The organism is Rhizobium sp. 05L419, assembly GCF_056397845.1.
In genome coordinates, this window is the sequence record NZ_JBFTOF010000001.1 from 353,051 (window position 1) to 374,442 (window position 21,392).

The 21,392-nt window shown below is 59.3% G+C and carries 19 protein-coding genes; 8 read left to right on the top strand and 11 right to left on the bottom strand.

Features of this window, described 5'->3' with window-relative positions; genetic code table 11:
• Nucleotides 1-98: 98 nt before the first annotated feature.
• The gene (locus AC1DMK_RS01850; protein ID WP_037063471.1) at nucleotides 99-1,283 is read left to right on the top strand and encodes an MFS transporter; all 1,185 of its coding nucleotides are present in this window, start codon (nucleotides 99-101) and stop codon (nucleotides 1,281-1,283) included.
• 93 nt (nucleotides 1,284-1,376) lie between these two features.
• The gene (gene rpmG, locus AC1DMK_RS01855) at nucleotides 1,377-1,544 is read left to right on the top strand and encodes a 50S ribosomal protein L33 (protein ID WP_003547442.1); all 168 of its coding nucleotides are present in this window, start codon (nucleotides 1,377-1,379) and stop codon (nucleotides 1,542-1,544) included.
• 721 nt (nucleotides 1,545-2,265) lie between these two features.
• On the opposite strand, the gene AC1DMK_RS01860 is transcribed toward rpmG, so the two are convergent.
• Nucleotides 2,266-3,633, bottom strand: a complete 1,368-nt coding sequence (locus AC1DMK_RS01860; RefSeq protein ID WP_037063468.1) for a PleD family two-component system response regulator — start codon at nucleotides 3,631-3,633, stop codon at nucleotides 2,266-2,268.
• A gap of 18 nt (nucleotides 3,634-3,651) precedes the next feature.
• Entirely contained in the window at nucleotides 3,652-4,023 is a 372-nt protein-coding gene (locus tag AC1DMK_RS01865) for a response regulator (RefSeq protein WP_003547430.1), read from the bottom strand.
• A gap of 132 nt (nucleotides 4,024-4,155) precedes the next feature.
• Between AC1DMK_RS01865 and AC1DMK_RS01870 the strand changes: the two genes are divergently transcribed.
• From AC1DMK_RS01870 to AC1DMK_RS01885, 4 genes are all read left to right on the top strand, one after another.
• Nucleotides 4,156-4,464, top strand: coding sequence for a DUF3572 domain-containing protein (locus tag AC1DMK_RS01870; protein WP_037063464.1), 309 nt, complete (start codon nucleotides 4,156-4,158; stop codon nucleotides 4,462-4,464).
• Between the two features lie 2 nt (nucleotides 4,465-4,466).
• Nucleotides 4,467-5,138: a hypothetical protein gene (locus tag AC1DMK_RS01875; RefSeq protein ID WP_037063462.1), complete on the top strand. Its 672-nt coding sequence runs from the start codon at nucleotides 4,467-4,469 to the stop codon at nucleotides 5,136-5,138.
• A gap of 109 nt (nucleotides 5,139-5,247) precedes the next feature.
• Nucleotides 5,248-6,537 (top strand): DNA polymerase IV, encoded by a 1,290-nt coding sequence (locus AC1DMK_RS01880; protein WP_477856819.1) that lies wholly within the window; start codon nucleotides 5,248-5,250, stop codon nucleotides 6,535-6,537.
• Between the two features lie 93 nt (nucleotides 6,538-6,630).
• Nucleotides 6,631-7,866 (top strand): L,D-transpeptidase family protein, encoded by a 1,236-nt coding sequence (locus tag AC1DMK_RS01885; RefSeq protein ID WP_477856820.1) that lies wholly within the window; start codon nucleotides 6,631-6,633, stop codon nucleotides 7,864-7,866.
• Nucleotides 7,867-7,869: 3 nt separating this feature from the next.
• Here the strand turns inward: AC1DMK_RS01885 and dnaE are convergent, their stop codons facing one another.
• Nucleotides 7,870-11,361, bottom strand: coding sequence for a DNA polymerase III subunit alpha (dnaE, locus tag AC1DMK_RS01890; RefSeq protein WP_477856822.1), 3,492 nt, complete (start codon nucleotides 11,359-11,361; stop codon nucleotides 7,870-7,872).
• 303 nt (nucleotides 11,362-11,664) lie between these two features.
• Here dnaE and AC1DMK_RS01895 point away from each other — a divergent pair, with 303 nt between their 5' ends.
• On the top strand, nucleotides 11,665-12,243 hold the full coding sequence (locus tag AC1DMK_RS01895) for a hypothetical protein (protein WP_477856824.1): 579 nt from the start codon (nucleotides 11,665-11,667) through the stop codon (nucleotides 12,241-12,243).
• Between the two features lie 27 nt (nucleotides 12,244-12,270).
• Nucleotides 12,271-12,735, top strand: coding sequence for a DUF5680 domain-containing protein (locus tag AC1DMK_RS01900; protein ID WP_037063455.1), 465 nt, complete (start codon nucleotides 12,271-12,273; stop codon nucleotides 12,733-12,735).
• Between the two features lie 9 nt (nucleotides 12,736-12,744).
• Here AC1DMK_RS01900 and AC1DMK_RS01905 read toward each other — a convergent pair whose 3' ends face one another.
• The 8 genes from AC1DMK_RS01905 to nuoN form a co-directional block, all read right to left on the bottom strand.
• On the bottom strand, nucleotides 12,745-13,428 hold the full coding sequence (locus tag AC1DMK_RS01905; protein WP_037063453.1) for an ABC transporter ATP-binding protein: 684 nt from the start codon (nucleotides 13,426-13,428) through the stop codon (nucleotides 12,745-12,747).
• Nucleotides 13,429-13,442: 14 nt separating this feature from the next.
• The gene (locus AC1DMK_RS01910) at nucleotides 13,443-14,750 is read right to left on the bottom strand and encodes a lipoprotein-releasing ABC transporter permease subunit (RefSeq protein WP_037063451.1); all 1,308 of its coding nucleotides are present in this window, start codon (nucleotides 14,748-14,750) and stop codon (nucleotides 13,443-13,445) included.
• 16 nt (nucleotides 14,751-14,766) lie between these two features.
• A complete protein-coding gene (gene proS, locus AC1DMK_RS01915) occupies nucleotides 14,767-16,089 on the bottom strand; it encodes a proline--tRNA ligase (RefSeq protein WP_477856827.1) in 1,323 nt (440 codons plus the stop codon).
• Between the two features lie 575 nt (nucleotides 16,090-16,664).
• The gene (locus tag AC1DMK_RS01920; RefSeq protein ID WP_037063449.1) at nucleotides 16,665-16,946 is read right to left on the bottom strand and encodes a DUF1467 family protein; all 282 of its coding nucleotides are present in this window, start codon (nucleotides 16,944-16,946) and stop codon (nucleotides 16,665-16,667) included.
• 133 nt (nucleotides 16,947-17,079) lie between these two features.
• Nucleotides 17,080-17,484: a methylmalonyl-CoA epimerase gene (mce, locus tag AC1DMK_RS01925; protein ID WP_037063447.1), complete on the bottom strand. Its 405-nt coding sequence runs from the start codon at nucleotides 17,482-17,484 to the stop codon at nucleotides 17,080-17,082.
• Nucleotides 17,485-17,487: 3 nt separating this feature from the next.
• Entirely contained in the window at nucleotides 17,488-19,158 is a 1,671-nt protein-coding gene (locus tag AC1DMK_RS01930; RefSeq protein ID WP_477856830.1) for a ribonuclease J, read from the bottom strand.
• Between the two features lie 17 nt (nucleotides 19,159-19,175).
• Nucleotides 19,176-19,940, bottom strand: a complete 765-nt coding sequence (locus AC1DMK_RS01935) for a biotin--[acetyl-CoA-carboxylase] ligase (RefSeq protein ID WP_477856832.1) — start codon at nucleotides 19,938-19,940, stop codon at nucleotides 19,176-19,178.
• Nucleotides 19,940-21,385: an NADH-quinone oxidoreductase subunit NuoN gene (nuoN, locus tag AC1DMK_RS01940; protein WP_037063440.1), complete on the bottom strand. Its 1,446-nt coding sequence runs from the start codon at nucleotides 21,383-21,385 to the stop codon at nucleotides 19,940-19,942. Before nuoN ends, AC1DMK_RS01935 begins: the two co-directional genes overlap by 1 nt.
• Between the last annotated feature and the right edge of the window lie 7 nt (nucleotides 21,386-21,392).

The following is a 21,392-nucleotide window of genomic DNA, read 5'->3' on the forward strand; positions in this document are numbered from 1 at the left end:
TGTAAAGGACACCCGTCACTTGGATTTGGCACATCTGTGCCTCTCTAAGTACGTGGTGGCGCGCGATTCTCCATAGTAGGTCTCTAAGGGATGGGTATATGTCTCAGCCGCGAAACGGCACCCCAGGTGATGTCGAGGAAATCCATTGGCCCTCACTGGTGGCAGCCGTCTCGTCCATTTCGGCGGTCGGCATAGCGATCGGCCTTGGGCTTCCCCTTCTCAGCATCATTCTCGAAAAGCGCGGCATTCCATCGACACTCATCGGCCTGAATACGGCGATGGCGGGGATTGCGGCGATGGTTGCCGCACCGATCACGACGAAGCTGGCGCACCGCTACGGTGTTGCGCAGACAATGATCTGGGCCGTGGTGATTTCGGCGCTGAGCGCAATCAGCTTCTACTATGCCCAGGACTTCTGGATGTGGTTTCCGCTACGATTCGCCTTCCACGGCGCAACGACGACACTTTTCATCCTGTCGGAGTTCTGGATCAACGCTGCCTCGCCTCCCTCCAAGCGAGGATTCGTGCTCGGCATCTATGCGACCGTGCTGTCGCTGGGCTTTGCGGCCGGACCACTGCTCTTTTCAATCCTCGGCAGCGACGGACTGCTTCCCTTTGCGGTCGGCGCCTGCGCGATCCTTGTCGCCGCAATACCGATCTACATTGCCCGCTATGAGAGCCCCGTCCTTGAAGAGAAGCCGGAGTTGCACTTCATGCGCTACGTCTTCCTTGTGCCTAGCGCCACGGCAGCAGTTTTCATCTTCGGAGCCGTCGAAGCAGGTGGCCTGGCACTTTTTCCGATCTACGCAGTGCGTGCTTCCTTCACCGAAACGCAGGCGGCGCTACTACTGACAGTCATGGGCGTCGGCAACATGATCTTTCAGATCCCTGTCGGGCTGCTCTCTGATCGCATGAAGGACAAACGTCCGCTGCTCGCAGGGATGGCATTCATGGGCTTCATCGGCTCGCTGATGCTGCCGCTGCTCGTGCACAGCTGGATCATGATGGCCGCCGTGCTGCTCTTCTGGGGCGGCTGCGTTGCCGGGCTGTATACGGTTGGCCTCAGCCACCTCGGCTCCCGGCTGACCGGCTCCGACCTCGCGGCCGCCAACGCGGCGTTCGTCTTCTGTTATGCAGTCGGCACGGTTGCAGGCCCGCAGGTCATTGGCGCGGCCATCGACGTCGCCGGAAACAACGGCTTTCCCTGGGCTATCGCCGGCTTCTTCGGCCTTTATGCCGTGCTTTCCGCCATAAGACTGCTTTTCATCCGAAAGCGGGCTTGACTTTTCGGGCTAGATTCGTAGTTTCGCGCCAGAATTTGCCGTGGAGCCTATCCGGCCTTCCACGGCTTTCATTTTATTAAAGGCAGGACGACCATGGCCAAGGCTACAACAATCAAGATCAAGCTGCTGTCGACAGCCGACACCGGTTTCTTCTACGTCACGACGAAGAACAGCCGTACGATGACGGACAAGATGACGAAGACCAAGTACGACCCGGTTGCTAAGAAGCATGTCGAGTTCAAGGAAACCAAGATCAAGTAATCGCTTGATCTCTTAGGTTTTTCGAAAGGCGCGCGCCACACGGCTGCGCGCCTTTTTGTTTTCCGGCTGTCCGCCAAGTGGGTGCAGAAACGCAAACAGAAACGCCGTCCTGCCCGTTCGACGGGTAGGACGGCGTTTTCACGAAAGGGGGTCGACCGACAAGCAACGCGGCACGAGGAACCGCTAGTGTTGCATGCCAGCCGACCGACCCCACGACCCAGGAGATGCGGCGGACCTGAGCATCATGGGGTATCTTTGCGCCACCCGACGGTAGCGTGTTTCTCTTATGAGCCGATAATTTGCGCGAAAATGAAAGAAAATCAACAAATTCTTAATGGTTAGAATTCCGAGGTTGATTTTATGGTTAAAAGTCCAAGTTTGAGACGCTATTGCTCTCATCTAATCATCTTTCGGGGCGAGAATACCCGTCGCGGCGACAAATGAACACGAAATATAGCCCAATAGTATTACCCCCATCCCGCTTCTGCTCAAGCTCGACGATCATCCGGATTGAGGAAAGCTACCAGAATAGGCGAATTTGGCTCATATTTTTGTTAACCTGGCGGCGCGCTGTGCTTTGAGGGACACCTTCCAAGAGACTTGGTCCTGGCATCTCTTCGAGCCGTACTTGGCTGTATTTCAAACACTGACAGTGCAGGTCTAAGCGGAATATCCGTCACGTTTCTGTGGATGACTTAGGAGCCTCGACTGCAAACTCGCATCAGGCGGCAGCGACCACGCGATTGCGTCCTGCGTTCTTTGCCTCGTAAAGCGCGAGATCAGCCTGCTTCATCAGATGTCCAGGCGTCACGATGGACGGCGTGCGCGAGGAAATCCCGAAAGATGCGGTAACGCTGAGCTCCTGCCCGGACGACTTCACCATGAAGGGTGAGGTCTCGATCACGGCGCGCAGCCGCTCTGCGACGGTTGCGGCAACCTCCGGCGACGTGTCCGGCATGACAACGACGAATTCTTCGCCGCCATACCGGCAGGCAAGATCGGCACCGCGGACGGTCGAACGCACGCGGTTTGCGAACTCCCTGAGGATGTCATCGCCGGCATCGTGACCGTAGGTATCATTGATCTGTTTGAAGCGATCAATATCCGCGATGAGCACCGAGAGCGGACGCCCGCGGGCCATCGCGCGACTGAAGAGCGTATTGATATGGTTATCGAGATAGCGTCGGTTGCTGAGGCCTGTCAGCGGATCGGTCACAGCCAGTTCGATGGTTTGCTGTACGCTGGCGCGCAAGCGATCGTTGTAGTGCTTCCGACGCATTTGGGTGAGGCTGCGCGCCACGAGCTCATTAGGATCGACCGGCCTCACGATATAGTCGTTCACCCCAAGATCGAGCGCTCGCACGACCATTTCGTCGTCACCCTGTTCGGTAATGATCAGGATAGGCAAAAAGCGAGTACGCTCCAGCGACCGCAACTGCGAGCACAAACGCAGGGGGTCATAGTCTTCAAGATTGGCATTGACGATCACAAGATCGAAGGGGTTCTCCGACGCCTCAAAGATCGCCGCCTGCGCATCCGAGATCGCAAAGACATCGGCGATCGGCTTCAACGTCTTTATGATGCGTTCCTGTGAGTTGGCGCGGCCGTCGACCAGCATCACCTGACCGCTTTCCTCGCCCTGCCCATCGACACGCAAGAGTCCATCGATCCCCATCGTCTGGGCGGTCTGCGCACGTATGCGCAGCTCGTCGCTCAACGTCTTGAGGCGAAGCAGGCTCTTGACGCGGGCTATCAATTGAAGATCGTTGACCGGCTTCGTCAGAAAATCGTCAGCTCCGGCCTTCAGGCCGCGCACGCGGTCGGCTGGCTGGTCAAGCGCCGTCACCATGACGACAGGAATATGCGAGGTTTTCGGGCTCGACTTCAGCCGCTCGCACACCTCAAATCCATCCATGCCCGGCATCATGACGTCGAGCAAAACGAGATCGACTTGATTTCGATCGCAAATCGCCAGCGCCTGATAACCATCGGCTGCCGTTATCACGTCGAAATATTCGGCAATCAGCCGAGCCTCGAGCAGCTTCACGTTCGCCGGAATATCATCAACGACCAGGATTCGCGCAGTCATAGGCTTCTTTCCGATCTATCAGGCATCGCCTAGGTACGTCTTGATCGTCTCAATGAATTTGGGAACGGATATCGGCTTTGACACGTACGCTTCACAGCCACCCTGCCGGATCCGCTCTTCATCGCCCTTCATCGCAAAAGCCGTCACCGCGATCACCGGGATGACATGCAGCTCATCGTCTTCCTTCAGCCATTTGGTGACCTCGAGCCCTGATACCTCCGGCAATTGGATGTCCATGAGGATCAGATCCGGGCGATGCTTGCGCGCGAGATCCAACGCCTCCATGCCATTGCGCGTCTGAATCGTCGTGTAGCCGGACGCCTCGATGAGGTCGCGAAAGAGCTTCATGTTGAGCTCGTTATCCTCTACAATCATTACCTGTTTGGGCATGATATGCTGTCCTACGTCCGTTCTGGAAACCGTTCAGCCGCACAAGAAAGACATGCAACCGCACGGACCCATGAAACCGATAGCCCGACGCTATCGGTATTTGGTTGAAAAATAGGTAATTTCCCGCAAGAAATGCAGAGCAACTTCAAGAACTCCAAGCAACTCGCAAACGATCCGCAAGAAACCGCCATCTCGGTTCTCGCCTGGCTTGCCAGCGAGCCTGATTTGTTCGGCCGTTTCCTCGCATTAACAGGCGTAGAGCCCGCGCAAGTGCGCCACGCAATCGATGATCCGGGCTTCCTATCCGGGATGATGGACTTTCTTATGAACCACGAACCGACAGCCGTGGCCTTTTGCGAGGCGACGGGCACAGCGCCCGAAGCGCTCAATGCCGCGTGGCTGCATTTTTCGCCGCCCGGACTTGGATCAGGGGAGTATTGAGTTTGGACGTTGTCACCGATCCCCACCAAGTCAGCCTCGGCGACCGACCGCTCGTCGTTTGCGACATCGACGAGGTCGTTCTGGAGTTTCTTTCGCCCTTCACAGCATTTCTGCGGTCGCACAGCTACGATCTCCTTCCCCGATCGTTTCGGCTTCACGGCAATATCGTTTCCTTGCTCGACGGCAGCGAAATGGACAAGGAGCAGGTCTATGCTTTCGAAGACGCCTTCTTCGCGAACCAGCATCTCTGGCAGAGGCCAGCGGAAAGAGCGGTCGAAACGTTGAATGCGCTTTCCGCCGACGCCGACGTCGTTTTTCTGACTGCGATGCCGCCCCGCCACCACGGCGTCCGGCGAAAGCTTCTCGACCAGTTCGACCTCTCCTTCGACATGATCGCATCCGAAGAGCCCAAGGGGCCGATCGTCGCCAAGCTGCACGATCGCCGAGACCTGCCTGTCGCGTTTGTGGACGATATCCAACGCAATCTCCTTTCTGTGGCTGATCATGTGCCGGAATGTCTACTCGTCACGATGATGGCCAATGCGGATTTCAAGCCCTTCGCGCCCCCGCCGATCGGAACGATTCTAGCTGCGACCGACTGGGACCATACGGGCGAGATTTTGCGCCAGTATTTTGCGACGGCGACGCCGAAGGACGTCAGCTCGGTCGCGTAGACGGCCGCTTCAGCGACCCCGCGGATATGCACCGCAAAACCTCAAGCGCGCCCTTGAGACTCAAAAGCTTAGAGCGTAATGTCGCGGCGTTCAACCTTTGTTCTCGCTTATGACACCTGCGCCCGCCAAGACACCCGGCTTCTGTCGCGACTGCCTTGCCGAGCAGAAGGCGGAAACGCGTCGCTGTACGGCCTGCGGCAGCCCTCGCCTCGCCCGGCACAAGGAACTCTACGAACTGACGCTGGCACATATCGACTGCGACGCCTTTTATGCCGCGGTCGAGAAGCGCGACAACCCCGATCTTGCCGACAAGCCGGTGATCATCGGTGGGGGCAAGCGTGGTGTTGTCTCTACCGCCTGCTACATCGCCCGCATCCATGGCGTTCGCTCTGCCATGCCGATGTTCAAGGCATTGGAGGCCTGCCCACAGGCGATCGTCATTCGGCCGGACATGGAGAAGTACGTCAGGGTCGGGCGCGAGGTGCGCACCATGATGCAGGAGCTGACGCCGCTCGTGCAGCCACTTTCGATCGACGAAGCCTTCTTGGAACTCGGCGGTACCGAGCGACTGCACCATGATCCACCGGCCAGAACGCTCGCGAAATTCGCGCGCCGTGTGGAGCAGGAGATCGGCATCAGCGTTTCAGTCGGGCTTTCCTATTGCAAATTCCTTGCGAAGGTCGCCTCCGACCTGCAGAAGCCGCGCGGATTTTCCGTCATCGGCCGCGAGGAAGCCGTCTCCTTTCTCGCGCCGCGGCCCGTCACGACGATCTGGGGCGTGGGCAAGGCGCTCGCGGCGACACTCGAGGCCGACGGTATCCGCACCATCGGCCAGCTACAGACCATGGAGGCAAATGACCTGATGCGCCGCTATGGCAGCATGGGACAACGGCTTGCGCGGCTTTCACGCGGCATGGATGACCGAGAGGTTCACCTCAACGATCCGGCAAAGAGCGTGTCTGCCGAAACGACATTCTTCGACGATATTTCCCGCCACGCGGACCTCGTGCCGATCCTGCGCAGCCTTTCCGAGAAAGTCTCCTGGCGACTGAAGAAGAACGGCATCGCCGGCCATACTGTTGTCCTCAAGATGAAGACGGCCGACTTCAAGTCGCGAACGCGCAACAGGAAACTGGAGGACCCGACCCAGCTCGCCGACCGGATCTTCCGCACCGGCATCGATCTTCTGGAGAAGCAAACAGACGGCACGAAGTTTCGCCTGATCGGTATCGGCGTCACCGATCTCTGCGATCCGGCGCGGGCAGATCCGCCCGATCTCGTCGATGTGGACCAGGGGCGTCGTGCCGCCGTCGAGGCGGCAATGGACAAGCTGCGCGACAAGTTCGGCAAAGGTACGGTCGAGACGGGTTATACCTTCGGCGGCAAGCGCGATCACTAATATGTGAGGCCGCATCACCGCCGGCTATTTCAAGTTTTCCTTAAGCTTCCCCGACTACGCTTGCCCTCAGGTATTGCGTATTGGTTGGTTGGAATGTTCTCGCGTCTTGTCTTCGGCCTCGGCTTGCTGTCAGCCACCGCACTCGTGCACCCCGCGCTCGCCGCGGACGCACGCACACTGCAGATCTTCGTGTCGAAGGATAAGCAGTCGCTTGCCGTCTATGAGGGTGGCGACGTCATCGCGACGTCGAAGGTTTCGACGGGTAAGCCCGGCCACGGGACTCCCAGCGGCATATTCTCGGTGATCGAGAAGCAGAAATACCATGAATCCAACCTTTATTCGGCAGCGCCGATGCCGTTCATGCAGCGACTGACGTGGTCAGGCATCGCCCTCCACGAGTCAAATTCCGTTCCGCACTATCCAGCCTCGCACGGATGCGTGCGCATGCCGGGCGCATTTGCGAAGCAGCTCTACAGGATGACCGAAATGGGTGTCCCGGTCATCATTACCGATGCGGAGACGACGCCAAGGCCGATCGAGCATCCGATGCTTTTCCATCCTGAAATGCCGGAGCCCCCGCCGCTGCTTTCCGACGCCGTGCTTCGGCCGGCCATCGGACAATTGCCGGTCCAGGTGGCGATGAACGAAGTCGCCATTCCGAGAGCCCAGGTGCAGCCTGTCGTGGCGCCCATCAGCGCCGAGCCTATTCGCATTCTCATCACGCGCCGCACGCAGCGCGAAGCGATCATCGATCTGCAGACCTATCTCAACGAACTCGGCTTTTCCGTCGGCGATCCGGACGGGCTGCTCGGGCCGGCTTCGCTCCAGGCGATCAGCGACTTCAAGGCGCAGCATCCGCTTGAACCCGGGGCCGACAAGTCACTGATGAGCGACGCGCTGCTGCGCGCCGTCTACGCTGCGGCAGGCAAGGGTGAGCCAGCGAACGGCGTGATCATGGTCCGCCAGGGATTCAAGCCGGTCTTCGAGGCCCCGATTACGATCGCCGATCCGCGCCTGGCACTCGGTACGCATTTCCTGACTGCACACAGCGTCGACCTGGAAAATGGTACCGCGGACTGGCTGGGCGCCACGCTTGCAAACACGCTTTCCAGCCAGACGATGAGGCGATTGGGCATCAGCAAACTTGAAAGCTCGATCGTCAGCGGCACGCCGATTTCAAATGCCTTGAGCCGGATCAACATTCCCGACGAGACGCGGCGCAAGATAGACGCCATGCTGACGCCTGGATCGACAATGACCATCTCCGACACCGGCCTCGGGCACGAGACAGGGTCCGGCACTGACTTCATCACCGTCACCCATAGCTGAGCGTCAAACGAGCTCCACGTCGATGACGCCGGGTGCGGCGCGAAGGGCGGCGGCGATCTCCGGCGTGATGCGGTACTTCTGCGGCAGTTCGACCTCGACCTCCCGCTTGCCTTCTTCCTTGATGACGATGAAGGAAACGAGGCCGTCCCCTTTGGCGTTGAGGTGAGCTGCAACCGCACGCAAAGGTCCGGAATCGCGGACATAGACACGCAGCGCCTTCTGCATCTGCAACGACTTCTCTTCCAGAGACTGGATCGTCTGGATCCTGAGCCCGATGCCTTCCGGTCGCTCCTCGCCGGTTGCGGTAATTACAAAGGATTTTCCGGATTCGAGCATGTCGCGATACTGGTTCAGCATTTCGGAGAAGAGCACGGCTTCGAACTGGCCTGAAGAATCGGAAAAAACGATAATCCCCATCTTGTTGCCGGTGCGGGTCTTACGCTCCTGCTTGGAAATAACGGTTCCGGCCAGGCGCGCGTTGCTTGCGCCCTGCTTCACGGCTGCCGAGAAGTCGGCAAAGGTTTGCACCCGCATCTTTTGAAGGACGCCGTTGTAGGAATCGAGCGGGTGGGCGGTGAGGTAAAAGCCGAGAACCTGGAACTCCTTGAGCAGCCGCTCGGAGGCGAGCCATGGCGAGAACGGCGGCAGCGAGATCTTTTCCGGGCCGGACGACAGAGCGCTGCCGAAGATATCCGACTGACCGCTCAGCTTGTTTTCCTGGGCACGCTGGGCGTAGCCAAGGACACGGTCTAGACCAGCCGACAGTTGCGCACGATCGAGACCGAAGCAATCGAAGCCCCCGGCATAAATCAGGCTTTCAAGCACGCGGCGGTTCACCTGGCGGGGATCGATGCGCAGGCAGAAGTCCTCAAGGCTGGCGAACGGCGTATCGCCGCGAACCTCGACAATGTGCTCGACCGCCGACTCGCCGACGCCCTTCAGTGCCGCCAAGGCGTAATAGATGCGGTCTTCGCCGGTTTGGAAATGGCGGAACGATGTCTGCACTGATGGGGCAATGACCTCGATGCCGAGGCGCTTGGCATCCTGGCGGAAATCGTTGACCTTTTCGGTGTTCGACATATCGAGCGTCATGGAGGCGGCGAGGAACTCCACCGGATGATGCGCCTTCATGTAGGCCGTCTGGTAGGAGACGATGGCATAGGCGGCGGCGTGCGACTTGTTGAAACCGTAGTTTGCGAACTTCGCCAACAGTTCGAAGATGTTGTCGGCCTGCGGCTTCGAAACGCCGTTCCTGATGGCACCGTCAACGAAGCGCTCGCGCTGCTGATCCATCTCCGCCTTGATCTTCTTGCCCATGGYGCGACGCAGAAGGTCGGCTTCGCCGAGCGAATAGCCCGACAGGACCTGGGCGATCTGCATCACCTGTTCCTGATAGACGATGACGCCCTGCGTTTCCTTGAGCAGGTAGTCGATCGTGGGGTGGATCGATTCGATCTCTTCCTCGCCATGCTTGCGAGCGTTGTAGGTCGGGATGTTTTCCATCGGGCCTGGGCGGTAGAGAGCCACCAGCGCGATGATATCCTCGATGCAGTCGGGCTTCATGCCGATCAACGCCTTGCGCATGCCGGCACTTTCAACCTGGAACACGCCGACCGTTTCGCCTCGCGACAGCATCTCATAGGTCTTCTTGTCGTCGAGCGGGATCGCGGCAAGGTCGACACTTGTGCCGCGTTTGGCGACGAAATCGACAGCAACCTTCAAAACGGTCAGTGTCTTCAGCCCGAGGAAGTCGAACTTCACGAGGCCGGCCTGCTCCACCCATTTCATGTTGAACTGCGTAACCGGCATGTCGGATCGCGGATCGCGGTACATCGGCACGAGTTTCGACAGCGGCCGGTCGCCGATGACGATGCCGGCGGCATGGGTCGAGGCGTGGCGATAGAGCCCCTCGATCTTCTGGGCGATGTCGAGGAGGCGCGCGACGACAGGCTCCTTCGCGGCCTCTTCTTGCAGCTTCGGCTCTTCCTCGATTGCCTTCGAGAGCGGCGTCGGATTGGCGGGATTATTGGGCACGAGCTTGCAGATCTTGTCGACCTGCCCGTAGGGCATTTCCAGCACGCGGCCGACGTCGCGCAACGCCGCTCGGGCCTGCAGCGAACCGAAGGTGATGATCTGAGCCACCTGCTCGCGGCCGTACTTCTGCTGCACGTAGCGGATCACCTCTTCGCGGCGATCCTGGCAGAAGTCGATATCGAAGTCCGGCATCGAAACGCGTTCCGGATTGAGGAAGCGCTCGAAGAGAAGGGAGAAACGCAGCGGATCGACGTCGGTGATCGTCAACGCATAGGCGACAAGCGACCCTGCACCCGAACCACGGCCAGGACCGACGGGGATGTCATGTTGCTTTGCCCACTTGATGAAGTCCGCAACGATCAGGAAGTAGCCGGGGAACTTCATGCGCTCGATGACGCTCAGCTCGAACTCGAGGCGTTCGCGGTAGTCCTTCTCTTCGTACCCGGCTGACATACCGAGCGTTCCAAGGCGCTTGTCCAGCCCCTCGACCGCCTGCCGGCGAAGCTCAAGCGCTTCCTCGCGCTCTGCCTCTTCCGGATCGGCAGTCGCACCGGTAAAGCGCGGCAGGATCGGTTTGCGGGTTTTCAGGACGAAGGAGCATCGACGCGCGATCTCGAGCGTGTTTTCCAGAGCCTCGGGCAAATCGGCAAACAGCTTCACCATCTCGGCGCGGCTTTTCAGATAGTGGTCTGGCGTCAGGCGAAAGCGGCTGTCGTCGGACACGATCGCATTGTGAGCCACGGCCATCAGCGCGTCATGCGCGTCGTAGTCCTCACGCGTCGGAAAAAAAGCCTCGTTGGTCGCGACCAGCGGCAGGTCGTGCGCGTAGGCGAGTCCGATCACCCTCTGTTCATGACGCTTGTCATAGGTGCCGTGACGCTGGAGTTCGATATAGAGCCTGTCGCCGAAGTGTCGCTTCAATGACAGCAACCGTGCCTCGGCCTGCGCGATATGGCCGTCCTTCAACGCCATGTCGATCGGCCCGGTCGATGCGCCTGTCAGCGCAATCAGTCCTTCGGTTCCGATCTCGTCCAGCCAGGAGGAGCGGATGTGAACCGATTGCCCGCCGCCCTCGCCGCCGAGATAGGCACGGCTGATCAGATCCACGAGCCGCTCGTATCCGTCGTCTGTCGCCGACAGCAGCACGATCGACGGCAGTTTCACGAGTGCCTGCTGGCCGCCGCGCCGATCCGTCTCGAGGCCGTCTTCCATATCGATGGAGACCTGACAGCCGATGATCGGCTGCAGGCCGTCATCCATCGCCTTCTGTGCAAACTCGAGGGCGACGAACAGGTTGTTGGTGTCGGTGATGGCAATCGCCGGCTGGCTGTCGGCTGATGCCTTGTAGAGGATCTTCTTCAGTGGCAGCGCGCCCTCAAGAAGCGAATAGGCCGAATGGACACGCAGGTGAACGAACCCCGGCGTTCCGCCGATGAAACCGTCCTGCTCCGTACCCGCCATAACATGCCCTTCCAATCGACCAGATGAATCGGGGCATTGTCGGCCTTGTCAGCGTTGGTGTCCAGACGCAGTCCTGCGGTAGGACCGCATGGCAGCCATGCGGTCCCCTGAATTCTACATTGCCATGCAGATCAGCGAGAAGCTGGCAACGAACATTGCGATGGAGGTGAATGCTGCGATATCACGGATCATATCAGTCATTTGGCTCTCCTGTGCTCTTATGTTTATAATTTGTTCTGCTATTGTTCTATTGTCAACAGGAATCTTTTCCGCTCTTCTGTTCGGGATCGAACGGAGAGAAGCATGTTTAAATTTGTCCTAACTGCACTGTGCGTTGCTGCCGGCTCTGCCGCGGCCGAACAGATCGATCCGGCGAAAATCATCGGCGGAGCGACTGGCGATTGGAATCACGATGGCGAGGCAGACCTCGCGCTCCTGGTAGCATCGCCGGCGCAAGGCGACGATATCGGCATTTATATCTACCTGAGGGACAAGGATCACGCGCTGTTGACACTGGCAACACAGGCGCCCGGGAAGGTCTGGGGCAATGGAAGCCTGGACGGCATGTTCGGCCAGGACCCATCGATCGAGGCTTTGTCGAGCGGATCGATAGCCGTGCATTCGCAGAATTCCGGGATCGGCCGCGATCGCTGGGAACAGGCATTGACCCTCGCCTACCGTAACGAGCAGTTCGTCGTCGCAGGATACACGTTCAGTCACTACGACACGCTGGACACCAACAATACTGGCGCCTGCGACTACAACGTGCTGACGGGCAAGGTCACCCGGGATGGCAAGGCTTCGAAGGTCGATGCCAAGACGATCCCGGTCGCGGATTGGGACGACGACGTCGGGCAGAAAGCCTGCGGCAGCACCGATTGATTTGAACGGCACCCCCGAGGAGGGTTCATGAATCTCACAGAGCTCAATGCGTTCATCGTTGAAGCAAAGTCGCAGACCTACGTGGCAGGCGGCGTCAGACAAGCGTCCAGCCGCAGCGGTTCCCACGACATCGGCTTTGAGCGCGGTCCCTGGCGTTATCTCGACAGCTATTTCGGCGGAACTGACTTTGCCGGGCAAGAGGTCGCGTGGCTGAAGGGAGAGCCGGTTTGGGCAATGAACTATTTCGGCCGGATCGTCCAGCCGGACCTGATGGATTCAACCGCCGCAGGCACCGTGATCACGGCGGCGTTGTCGCGAATGTACGCAGAACATCGCCGCTTCCTGGGCGGCATGGAATTCAGCCATCCGCTCGGGCGTTATGTCGATCGCAGCGACGGCGACTGCGCGCATTTCCGCGGCCACGAGTTTATCGAGGTCGACGGGCGAAAGGCGTACGAACTCGATTATCGCGGTGGTCTAATCATCCCCTGAGTGGCATCGTCAGAAATCTACGACCTTGCCGTCGGCTATCGTCACACGACGATCCATGCGGCGGGCCAATTCATGATTGTGCGTCGCGATCAGTGCCGCAAGACCCGACTGGCGTACCAGCGCTTCCAGCGCTTCGAAGACGTAGCTTGCCGTTTCCGGATCGAGGTTGCCTGTCGGCTCATCGGCGAGCAGCAGGCTGGGCGCATTTGCGACGGCGCGGGCAATCGCCACGCGCTGCTGCTCGCCACCGGAAAGCTCACCGGGACGATGCGCACCGCGATGGCCGATCCGCATATAGTCTAGCAGTTGAGCGGCCCGTTCTTTTGCCTCGCCGCGCGGCAACCCAGCGATCATCTGCGGCATCATGATGTTCTCAATCGCTGAAAACTCCGGCAGCAGATGATGGAACTGGTAGACGAAACCGATTTCCCCGCGGCGGATCGCCGTGCGTTTGTCGTCGGACAGACCGTTGCACGGGTGACCGTTGATGCTGACCTCTCCCGCGTCGGGATGCTCCAGCAGGCCGGCAAGATGCAGCAGCGTCGACTTTCCCGTCCCGGAGGGAGCGACGAGCGCGACGATCTCACCACTGTTGAGCGTGAAATCGGCCCCCTTGAGGATCGAGAGCACAGTCTCTCCCTGGCCGTACTGGCGCTCAACGCCGGAAAGCTTGAGAACGGTATTCCGCTTCATGAAATGAGCATTCCTTATTCGTAGCGCAGGGCCTGGACGGGATCGAGCTTGGAGGCGCGCCATGCCGGGAAGATCGTTGCGATGAAGGAGAGCGTCAGCGCCATGACCACAACCGAGATCGTTTCGCCGAGATTCATTTCAGCGGGCAACTGGCTGAGGAAATAGAGCTGCGGATCGAAAAGAACGGTTCCCGAGATCCAGGAGAAGAACCCGCGGATCTTTTCGATGTTGACGCAGACGACGACGCCAAGCAGCACGCCTGCCAGCGTCCCGACGATGCCGATCGCCGCGCCGGTCATGAAAAAGATACGCATGATGGCCCCGGAGCTAGCACCCATGGTGCGCAGGATGGCAATATCGCTGCCCTTGTCCTTTACCAGCATGATGAGACCGGAAATGATGTTCAGCGCAGCCACGAGGACGATCAGCGTCAGGATCATGAACATGACGTTGCGCTCGACCTGAAGCGCGGAGAAGAAGGTCTGGTTGCGCTGGCGCCAATCTGTGACAGCGATCTGCCGTCCGGCCGCCGCTTCGACCTTTGGGCGCAGAGCATCAATGTCATCTGGATTGTCTACAAAGAGCTCGATGGATTGCACCAGCCCTTCGGCATTGAAATAGAGCTGGGCTTCCTCGAGCGGCATATAGATGATGGTCGCATCATATTCCGACATGCCGATCTCGAATATACCCGAGACCTTGTAGGATTTGACGCGTGGGTTGATGCCCATCGGCGTCACGTCACCTTCCGGTGATATCAATGTGATATTATCACCCGCCTGCAGCCCCAGTTGGTCGGCCATGCGCGAGCCAATAAGAACGCCCTGCCCGGCCGCGAAGCCAACAAGATCGCCCGACTTGATATTGTCGGAGACCGTTTTCACCTTCGAGAGGTCTTCCGCACGAATACCGCGCACCAGCGCGCCCGTGCCAGCCCCACCTGCCCCCGATGCGAGCGTCTGGCCCTCGACAAGCGGCAGCGCCAGCTTGATGCCGGGGACCGCGGCGAACCGGTCGGTCAGGGCAGCATAGTCTGTGAACGGCCCATCCACCGGCTGCACGATCATGTGACCGTTGATGCCCAGAATACGGGAAATCAATTCCGTTCGAAAGCCATTCATGACGGCCATGACGATGATCAGGGTGGCAACGCCAAGCATGATCCCGATAAAGGAAAAGCCGGCGATGACCGAAATGAACGCTTCCTTGCGGCGCGCGCGCAGATAGCGCCAGGCCACAAGTCGTTCGAAGGCGGAAAATGGCCGGCTGGCCGGAGCCGAGCCGGATTCAGAACCCCGCCGGCTCACCGCTGCGTCTGCCATTTTGCCTCCCGCTTCCTTAGCCTAAGAGCTTGTTGATCGCCGCGTCGATGGTCATCGTTTCGCGGGCGCCGGTCTTGCGGTCTTTGACTTCTACTTCGCCGTTCGCGACCGCACGCGGACCGGCAATGATCTGGAGCGGAACGCCGATCAGATCGGCGGTCGCGAATTTGGTTCCGGCGCGATCATCCGTGTCGTCGTAGAGAACGTCCTTACCGGCCTTCGAAAGCACGGCGTAGATCTTCTCGCAGGCAGCGTCGCAGGCAGCATCGCCCGCCTTCATATTGATCACGACCGCATCGAACGGCGCCACCGCCGCGGGCCAGATGATTCCGTTCTCGTCATGCGAGGCTTCGATGATGGCGGGAACAAGGCGTGTCGGGCCGATACCGTAGGAACCCATGTGAACGGCGTGTTCCTTGCCGTCCGGCCCCTGCACTTTCGCACCCATCGGCTCGGAGTATTTCGTGCCGAAGTAGAAGATGTGGCCGACTTCGATACCGCGAGCTGAAAGGCGCTCGGTTTCGGGAATTGCGTTGAACGCAGCTTCGTCGTGCATCTCGGAGGTGGCTGCGTAGACCGAAGTCCACTTGTCGAAGATCGCCTTCAGCCCCGCAACATCGTCGAAATCGGTATCGACCGCAGGAGTATCAAAATTGACAAAATCCCTGTGGCAATAGACTTCGGATTCGCCGGTGTCCGCAAGAATGATGAATTCGTGGCTGAGATCGCCTCCGATGGGACCGGTGTCGGCCCGCATGGGAATGGCACGCAGCCCGAGACGATCGAATGTGCGCAGGTATGCAGCGAACATCTTCTTGTAGGAATGCTCGGCGCCTTCGCGCGTCAGATCGAAGGAATAGGCGTCCTTCATCATGAACTCGCGCGAGCGCATGGTGCCGAAACGCGGACGGATCTCGTCGCGGAACTTCAGCTGGATGTGATAGAGGTTCATCGGCAGGTCCTTGTAGGACTTGACGTAGGAACGGAAGATATCCGTTACCATTTCCTCGTTCGTCGGTCCGTACAGCATCGGACGATCCTGACGATCCTTGATGCGCAGCATTTCTTTGCCGTATGCATCGTAGCGGCCGCTCTCCTGCCAGAGTTCGGCGGACTGCAGCGTCGGCATGGAGAGCTCGATCGCGCCCGAGCGGTTCTGCTCCTCGCGAATGATGTTGTTCACCTTGTCAAGGACGCGCTTGCCCAGGGGCAGCCAGGAATAAATACCCTGCGACTGCTGCCGGATCATGCCGGCGCGCAGCATCAGCCGGTGGGAGACGATTTCCGCCTCCTTGGGATTTTCCTTGAGGATGGGCATGAAATAGCGAGACAGACGCATGGCGAAATCCAGAGATGTTGAGAAACCGCCGGTGGCGGAATCGAAGGCAATCACGAATGTTGGCAGCGTTCATATCMGCTTCGCGGCAGGAAGGAAACCCGCGATAGGTTCAAGCGGCCTTCCGTAAAAGCAAGTTCGCATCCGCGAAACTGTAAGACGAAGAAAAACGCAGGATTATAATGGTTTGTACGAAATTCTTATCAACAGAAAAAAATTGCTAGAGTGTAGCAAAAATGCAAAAAAATCTGATGACAAAGCCCAATCTTTGAGCTAGCTTGAGCCCACAAAACAGGCAGAGAGGTAAATCTCTGCCGAATTCGCGGTCAAGTCTTGGGAGGATCAGATCTTAGGCGCGCTAGTCGCAGCCCCGGCAACGGTTAAGGATCACGCGATACTTAAAACAAGGCTTTTAGCCTTGTTTTTTTTTGGTTTTTTGCTTCCACTGTCATGGTTCAACCCACTCGACCTACCGTAACGGAAGGCCTGCATTCCGTTACGGCATCTCCATGCCGCAGCATGATGACATCTGTGTGACAGCTTAATTTTGCATCTGCCCAAAACCTGAGCAAACGCCCTCATACGTTCGAGAACGAGGGGCCGATTTGTGGCAGGGCATCAAAACCCCATCCGAAGTAGTTCGAAGAGATATACCACAGCGCATAGATGACGGCCGAGACGACCGTCGTCGTCGTGAAGACAAAGACCGGGCGAAAGCGGGTCGGCGCACTGTGAACGGTACCCAGCACGATATCATTGTCGTCTGCCTGCGTGCGCAGGCCGATCGGAAGAACCGCAAAGAGGGTAATCCACCAGACGATGAAGTAGACGGCGAAGCCCTGTAATAATACCTGCAGCATAGGATGTCCCGCTGAACGTCTGCGCGATAACCGCGTTTTGCGTGCTTATAAGCCCGTTTGGCCGCCAACTCAAAGCAGCTTTGAGCGCTCTCCCGGAATTTCCGGGATTTGGGTYACTCTGCCGCAGCAGGGTCTAGACCTGTTCAAGCTCGATCAAAGTGCCGAAGAAGTCCTTCGGGTGCAGGAAGAGCACCGGTTTGCCGTGCGCTCCGATCTTCGGATCCCCGCCTCCAAGCACCCTCGCGCCAGCACGCAACAGGTGGTCGCGGGCGGCGATTATGTCGCCAACCTCGTAACATACGTGGTGCATGCCGCCGGAAGGATTCCGGTCCAGGAAAGCCGCGATCGGTGAATCCGCTCCCAGCGGCTCGAGGAGTTCGATTTTCGTGTTCGTCAGCTCCACGAACACGACGGTAACGCCGTGTTCCGGCAGGGCCTGGGGCAATGACACCGTTGCTCCAAGCGTATCTCGGTAAGCCGCCGTCGCGGAGGCGAGGTCCGGTACGGCGAGAGCGACGTGGTTGACCCGACCGAGCATCTATCAGACCTTGTTGACGAAGACTGTAACGAGCGGCTTCTTGCCCCAGATTTGGTTCGCAGCGGCGCGAATGGCGCGACGGGCCGACTCCTGTAGCAGATCCAAATCCTTGCGGCGGGCACGCGGAATGCTCTCGATGGCGCCGACCGCGGCGTCATAAAGCGCATCTTCCATCTCGTCTCCTTCATCGTCGTAAACAGGCAGACCGATGGCGACGAGATCCGGCTCGCCGACAATGTCGTAGCGACCGTCGATGACGAGATTGAAGGCGACGTGGCCGACGTAGGAGAGCTTCTTTCGCTCGCCGATGCCCATCTCGTCGAAGTCGCCGATCAGGGTGCCGTCCTTGTAGATCCGGCCGTGCGGCGCCTCGTCGATCACCTCGACAGGGCCCGGGGCCAGCCGCAGGACATCACCGTTGCGTACGCGCGGGACGGTCTTGATACCCGACTGTTCCGCCAGCTCCTTGTGGGCAGTCAGATGCGTTGCCTCGCCGTGGACAGGCACGACGACCTTCGGGCGCGTCCATTCGTACATCTTCTGCAGCTCGTTGCGGCGGGGATGACCGGAAACGTGGACCAGCGCCTCGCTGTCGGTGATGCAGTGAACGCCCTGCTCGACGAGGCCATTCTTGATGTCCTGAATGGCCTTTTCATTGCCCGGAATGGCGCGCGACGAGAAGACGACGATGTCACCTGCCGCAAGCGCGACATTGCGCATTTCGTCACGGGAGAGTTTGGCGAGTGCCGCGCGCGACTCGCCCTGGCTGCCCGTCAGGATGACCACGACCTTGTCGCGCGGGATATAGCCGTATTCGTCTTCGGAGATGAACGGCTTCACCCCTTCCATGATGCCAATATCGCGCGAGACGTCGACGACGCGCTTCAGCGAGCTTCCAAGCAATAGAACCTCGCGACCCGCGGCCTCCGCAGCTTCTGCAATCGTCCTGATACGGCCGACGTTCGACGAAAACGTCGTTATTGCAACACGGCCCTCGGCATTCTCGATGATCTTGCGCAGACTTTCGGAGACATCCTTCTCGGAGGGCGAGACGCCATCCCGCAGTGCATTGGTGGAGTCGCACATCAGCGCCAGCACACCTTCGTCGCCCATCTGGCGGAAGCGCGTTTCGTCGGTCAGGGGACCGAGCGATGGTTCGTGGTCGATCTTCCAGTCGCCGGTATGGATGACATTGCCCACAGGCGTGCGGATCATCAGTGACATCGGCTCGGGGATGGAATGGTTGACGCCCACGCCTTCGATGCTGAACGGGCCGACGTTGATCGTATCGCCAGCAGTAAACGGCGTAATCGGAATCTCACCGATCGCCGACTTTTCGTAACTGCGCTTGGCCTCGAGCATGCCGGCCGTGAATTTCGAGGCATAGACGGGAGCATTGAGACCGGGCCAGAGGTCGGCCAGCGCGCCGTAGTGATCCTCGTGCGCGTGAGTGATGATGATCGCCTTCAGGTTCTTGCGCTGTTTGGCGAGAAAACGGATGTCGGGCAGCACGAGATCGACTCCGGGAAGATCAGGCCCGGGGAAAGTGACGCCGCAGTCGACCATGATCCACTGGCGTTGCTCGGACGGACCATAGCCGTAAAGCGCGAGATTCATGCCGATCTCGCCGACGCCGCCCAAAGGCAGAAATACCAGTTCGTCCTGCTTCGCCATAGTCTTCGTTTTTCCAATCATCCAAAGAAGACGTCGCCGGCGGCGATCGTCATCATCCTGCCTGCCCCAATATCGAGCATCAACAGGCCATTATCATCAATTCCGGCGAAGTGGCCGGAAATCGACCGGTCCGGTAGGTTGACAGTTATTTTTTCGCCTATGCCGCACGCCACGTCGCGCCAGCGGGCAGTGATCTCGCGAATGCCGCGACCACGATCCCAGGCACCCAGCACCTGCGCCATCGACGCGAAAAGATGCGCAAAGAGCTCCTCCGGCGAGGCCGCGCTTCCCTGTGCGCGAATGCAGGTCACGGGATAGAGCGGATTGTCCGGCACAACGGAGACATTGATGCCGATACCGATGACGAGCGCGTGGCGGCCATCGGCCAGGCTTTCGCCCTCGACAAGAATCCCGCAGGTCTTCTTACGTCCGATCAGGATGTCGTTCGGCCATTTTACCTCGAGCGGCTCAGCCTGCGGAGGAAGAACCTGGCGGATCGCCTGGTGCACCGCAACCGCTATGGCAAGCGGCAGGGAGCCAATGCGCTCCATCGGGGCCGGATCGATCAAGAGCAGCGAGGCGTACAGATTGCCCCGCTCTGAGATCCAGGGGCGCCCACGCCGGCCGCGCCCACCCGTCTGTCGCTCCGCAGTCACCCAGAGGAGACCGCGGTCCCCTGCCCGGGCGCGGGCAAGGCATTCACTATTGGTGGACGATGTCACCGGCAGGGCCTCGTGCCGGAAATCGTCGAGCGACATCCGGCGCCGTGCCTCGAGGCTCATCAGAACAGCGTCGCAGCAGCGAGTTCGGCCGCACCGCCGATCGGACCGCCGATGAGAACATAGGCGAGAACGAAGAGACCGGAAACGCCGAAGACCAGGCGCAGCGAGCCGGAAACGCGGGCGAACTCGCCGATCGCCTCATCGAACCACATCAGCTTGATGACGCGCAGGTAGTAGTAGGCGCCGACGACAGATGCCAGAACCCCGATGATGGCGAGCGCGTAGAGCTTTGCTTCAATGGCAGCAATAAAGACGAAGTACTTCCCGAAGAAGCCTGCGAGCGGCGGAATACCGGCCAACGAAAACATCAGAACGGTCAGCACTGTCGCCATGAAGGGGTTCGTGGTCGAGAGGCCAGCCAGGTCGCTGACGCTTTCGACCATGGTGCCGTCCTTGCGGCGCATCGACATGATGATCGCAAAGCTGCCCAGCGTCATGACCATGTAGATGACCATATAGAGCATCACGCCCGAGACGCCCGTCTGCGTGCCGGCGGCAAGGCCGACGAGCGCATAGCCCATGTGGCCGATCGAAGAGTAGGCCATCAGTCGCTTGATGTTCTTCTGGCCGATTGCGGCAAAGGAACCGAGCAGCATCGAGGCAATCGAGATGAAAACGACGACCTGCTGCCAGTCGGCCAAAACAGGCTGGAAGGCAGTGATGACGATACGGGTCATCATGGCCATCGCGGCAATCTTCGGGGCGCTTGCCAGGAAGGCAGTCACCGGCGTCGGTGCACCTTCATAGACGTCAGGTGTCCACATGTGGAACGGAACAGCCGAGATTTTGAAGGCGATGCCGGCCAGGATGAAGACGAGACCGAAGATCAGACCGAGCGACCGAGCACCGTCGATGGTAAGGGCATGGGCGACATCGGCGAAGTTCGTATGACCCGTGAAACCGTAGACCAGCGACATGCCGTAAAGCAGCATGCCCGAGGAAAGGGCGCCGAGCACGAAGTACTTCAGGCCCGCTTCCGTGGACTTCACGCTATCGCGGTTGATCGCGGCAATCACGTAGATGGCCAGCGACTGCAGTTCGAGGCCGAGGTAGAGCGAAATCAGGTCGTTCGCGGAGATCATCAGCAAAATGCCGAGCGTGCAAAGCACAAGCAGAACCGGGAACTCGAACTTGTCGAGCTGGTTCTCCTTGGCAAGGCCGAGCGACATGAAGAGTGTCACGAAGGAACCGATCAGCGCCGTTACCTTCATGAACCGGGCGAAGCCGTCCGACAGGAAGACACCGCCATAGGCGAGGCCGTCGCTCGGCACGAAGATGAGCCAGAGCGCGGCAGCCGCGATGACGATCAACGCGAGAACGCTGACCATGCGACCGGAGCGTTCGCCCGAGAAGACGCCGATCATCAGCAGAACCAGCGCGCCGATCGCAAGGATCAGCTCCGGAATTGAAAGATGCAGGCTTGCGAGAATTGTTTCAGAGGTCATGTCCCAA

Bases quoted from the DNA above. Each gene is read 5' to 3' on its own strand.
- AC1DMK_RS01850 (WP_037063471.1), top strand. From the start codon at position 99: ATGTCTCAGCCGCGAAACGGCACCCCAGGTGATGTCGAGGAAATCCAT.
- rpmG (WP_003547442.1), top strand. From the start codon at position 1,377: ATGGCCAAGGCTACAACAATCAAGATCAAGCTGCTGTCGACAGCCGAC.
- AC1DMK_RS01860 (WP_037063468.1), bottom strand. From the start codon at position 3,633: ATGACTGCGCGAATCCTGGTCGTTGATGATATTCCGGCGAACGTGAAG.
- AC1DMK_RS01865 (WP_003547430.1), bottom strand. From the start codon at position 4,023: ATGCCCAAACAGGTAATGATTGTAGAGGATAACGAGCTCAACATGAAG.
- AC1DMK_RS01870 (WP_037063464.1), top strand. From the start codon at position 4,156: ATGCAGAGCAACTTCAAGAACTCCAAGCAACTCGCAAACGATCCGCAA.
- AC1DMK_RS01880 (WP_477856819.1), top strand. From the start codon at position 5,248: ATGACACCTGCGCCCGCCAAGACACCCGGCTTCTGTCGCGACTGCCTT.
- AC1DMK_RS01885 (WP_477856820.1), top strand. From the start codon at position 6,631: ATGTTCTCGCGTCTTGTCTTCGGCCTCGGCTTGCTGTCAGCCACCGCA.
- AC1DMK_RS01895 (WP_477856824.1), top strand. From the start codon at position 11,665: ATGTTTAAATTTGTCCTAACTGCACTGTGCGTTGCTGCCGGCTCTGCC.
- AC1DMK_RS01900 (WP_037063455.1), top strand. From the start codon at position 12,271: ATGAATCTCACAGAGCTCAATGCGTTCATCGTTGAAGCAAAGTCGCAG.
- AC1DMK_RS01905 (WP_037063453.1), bottom strand. From the start codon at position 13,428: ATGAAGCGGAATACCGTTCTCAAGCTTTCCGGCGTTGAGCGCCAGTAC.
- AC1DMK_RS01910 (WP_037063451.1), bottom strand. From the start codon at position 14,750: ATGGCAGACGCAGCGGTGAGCCGGCGGGGTTCTGAATCCGGCTCGGCT.
- proS (WP_477856827.1), bottom strand. From the start codon at position 16,089: ATGCGTCTGTCTCGCTATTTCATGCCCATCCTCAAGGAAAATCCCAAG.
- AC1DMK_RS01920 (WP_037063449.1), bottom strand. From the start codon at position 16,946: ATGCTGCAGGTATTATTACAGGGCTTCGCCGTCTACTTCATCGTCTGG.
- mce (WP_037063447.1), bottom strand. From the start codon at position 17,484: ATGCTCGGTCGGGTCAACCACGTCGCTCTCGCCGTACCGGACCTCGCC.
- AC1DMK_RS01930 (WP_477856830.1), bottom strand. From the start codon at position 19,158: ATGGCGAAGCAGGACGAACTGGTATTTCTGCCTTTGGGCGGCGTCGGC.
- AC1DMK_RS01935 (WP_477856832.1), bottom strand. From the start codon at position 19,940: ATGAGCCTCGAGGCACGGCGCCGGATGTCGCTCGACGATTTCCGGCAC.
- nuoN (WP_037063440.1), bottom strand. From the start codon at position 21,385: ATGACCTCTGAAACAATTCTCGCAAGCCTGCATCTTTCAATTCCGGAG.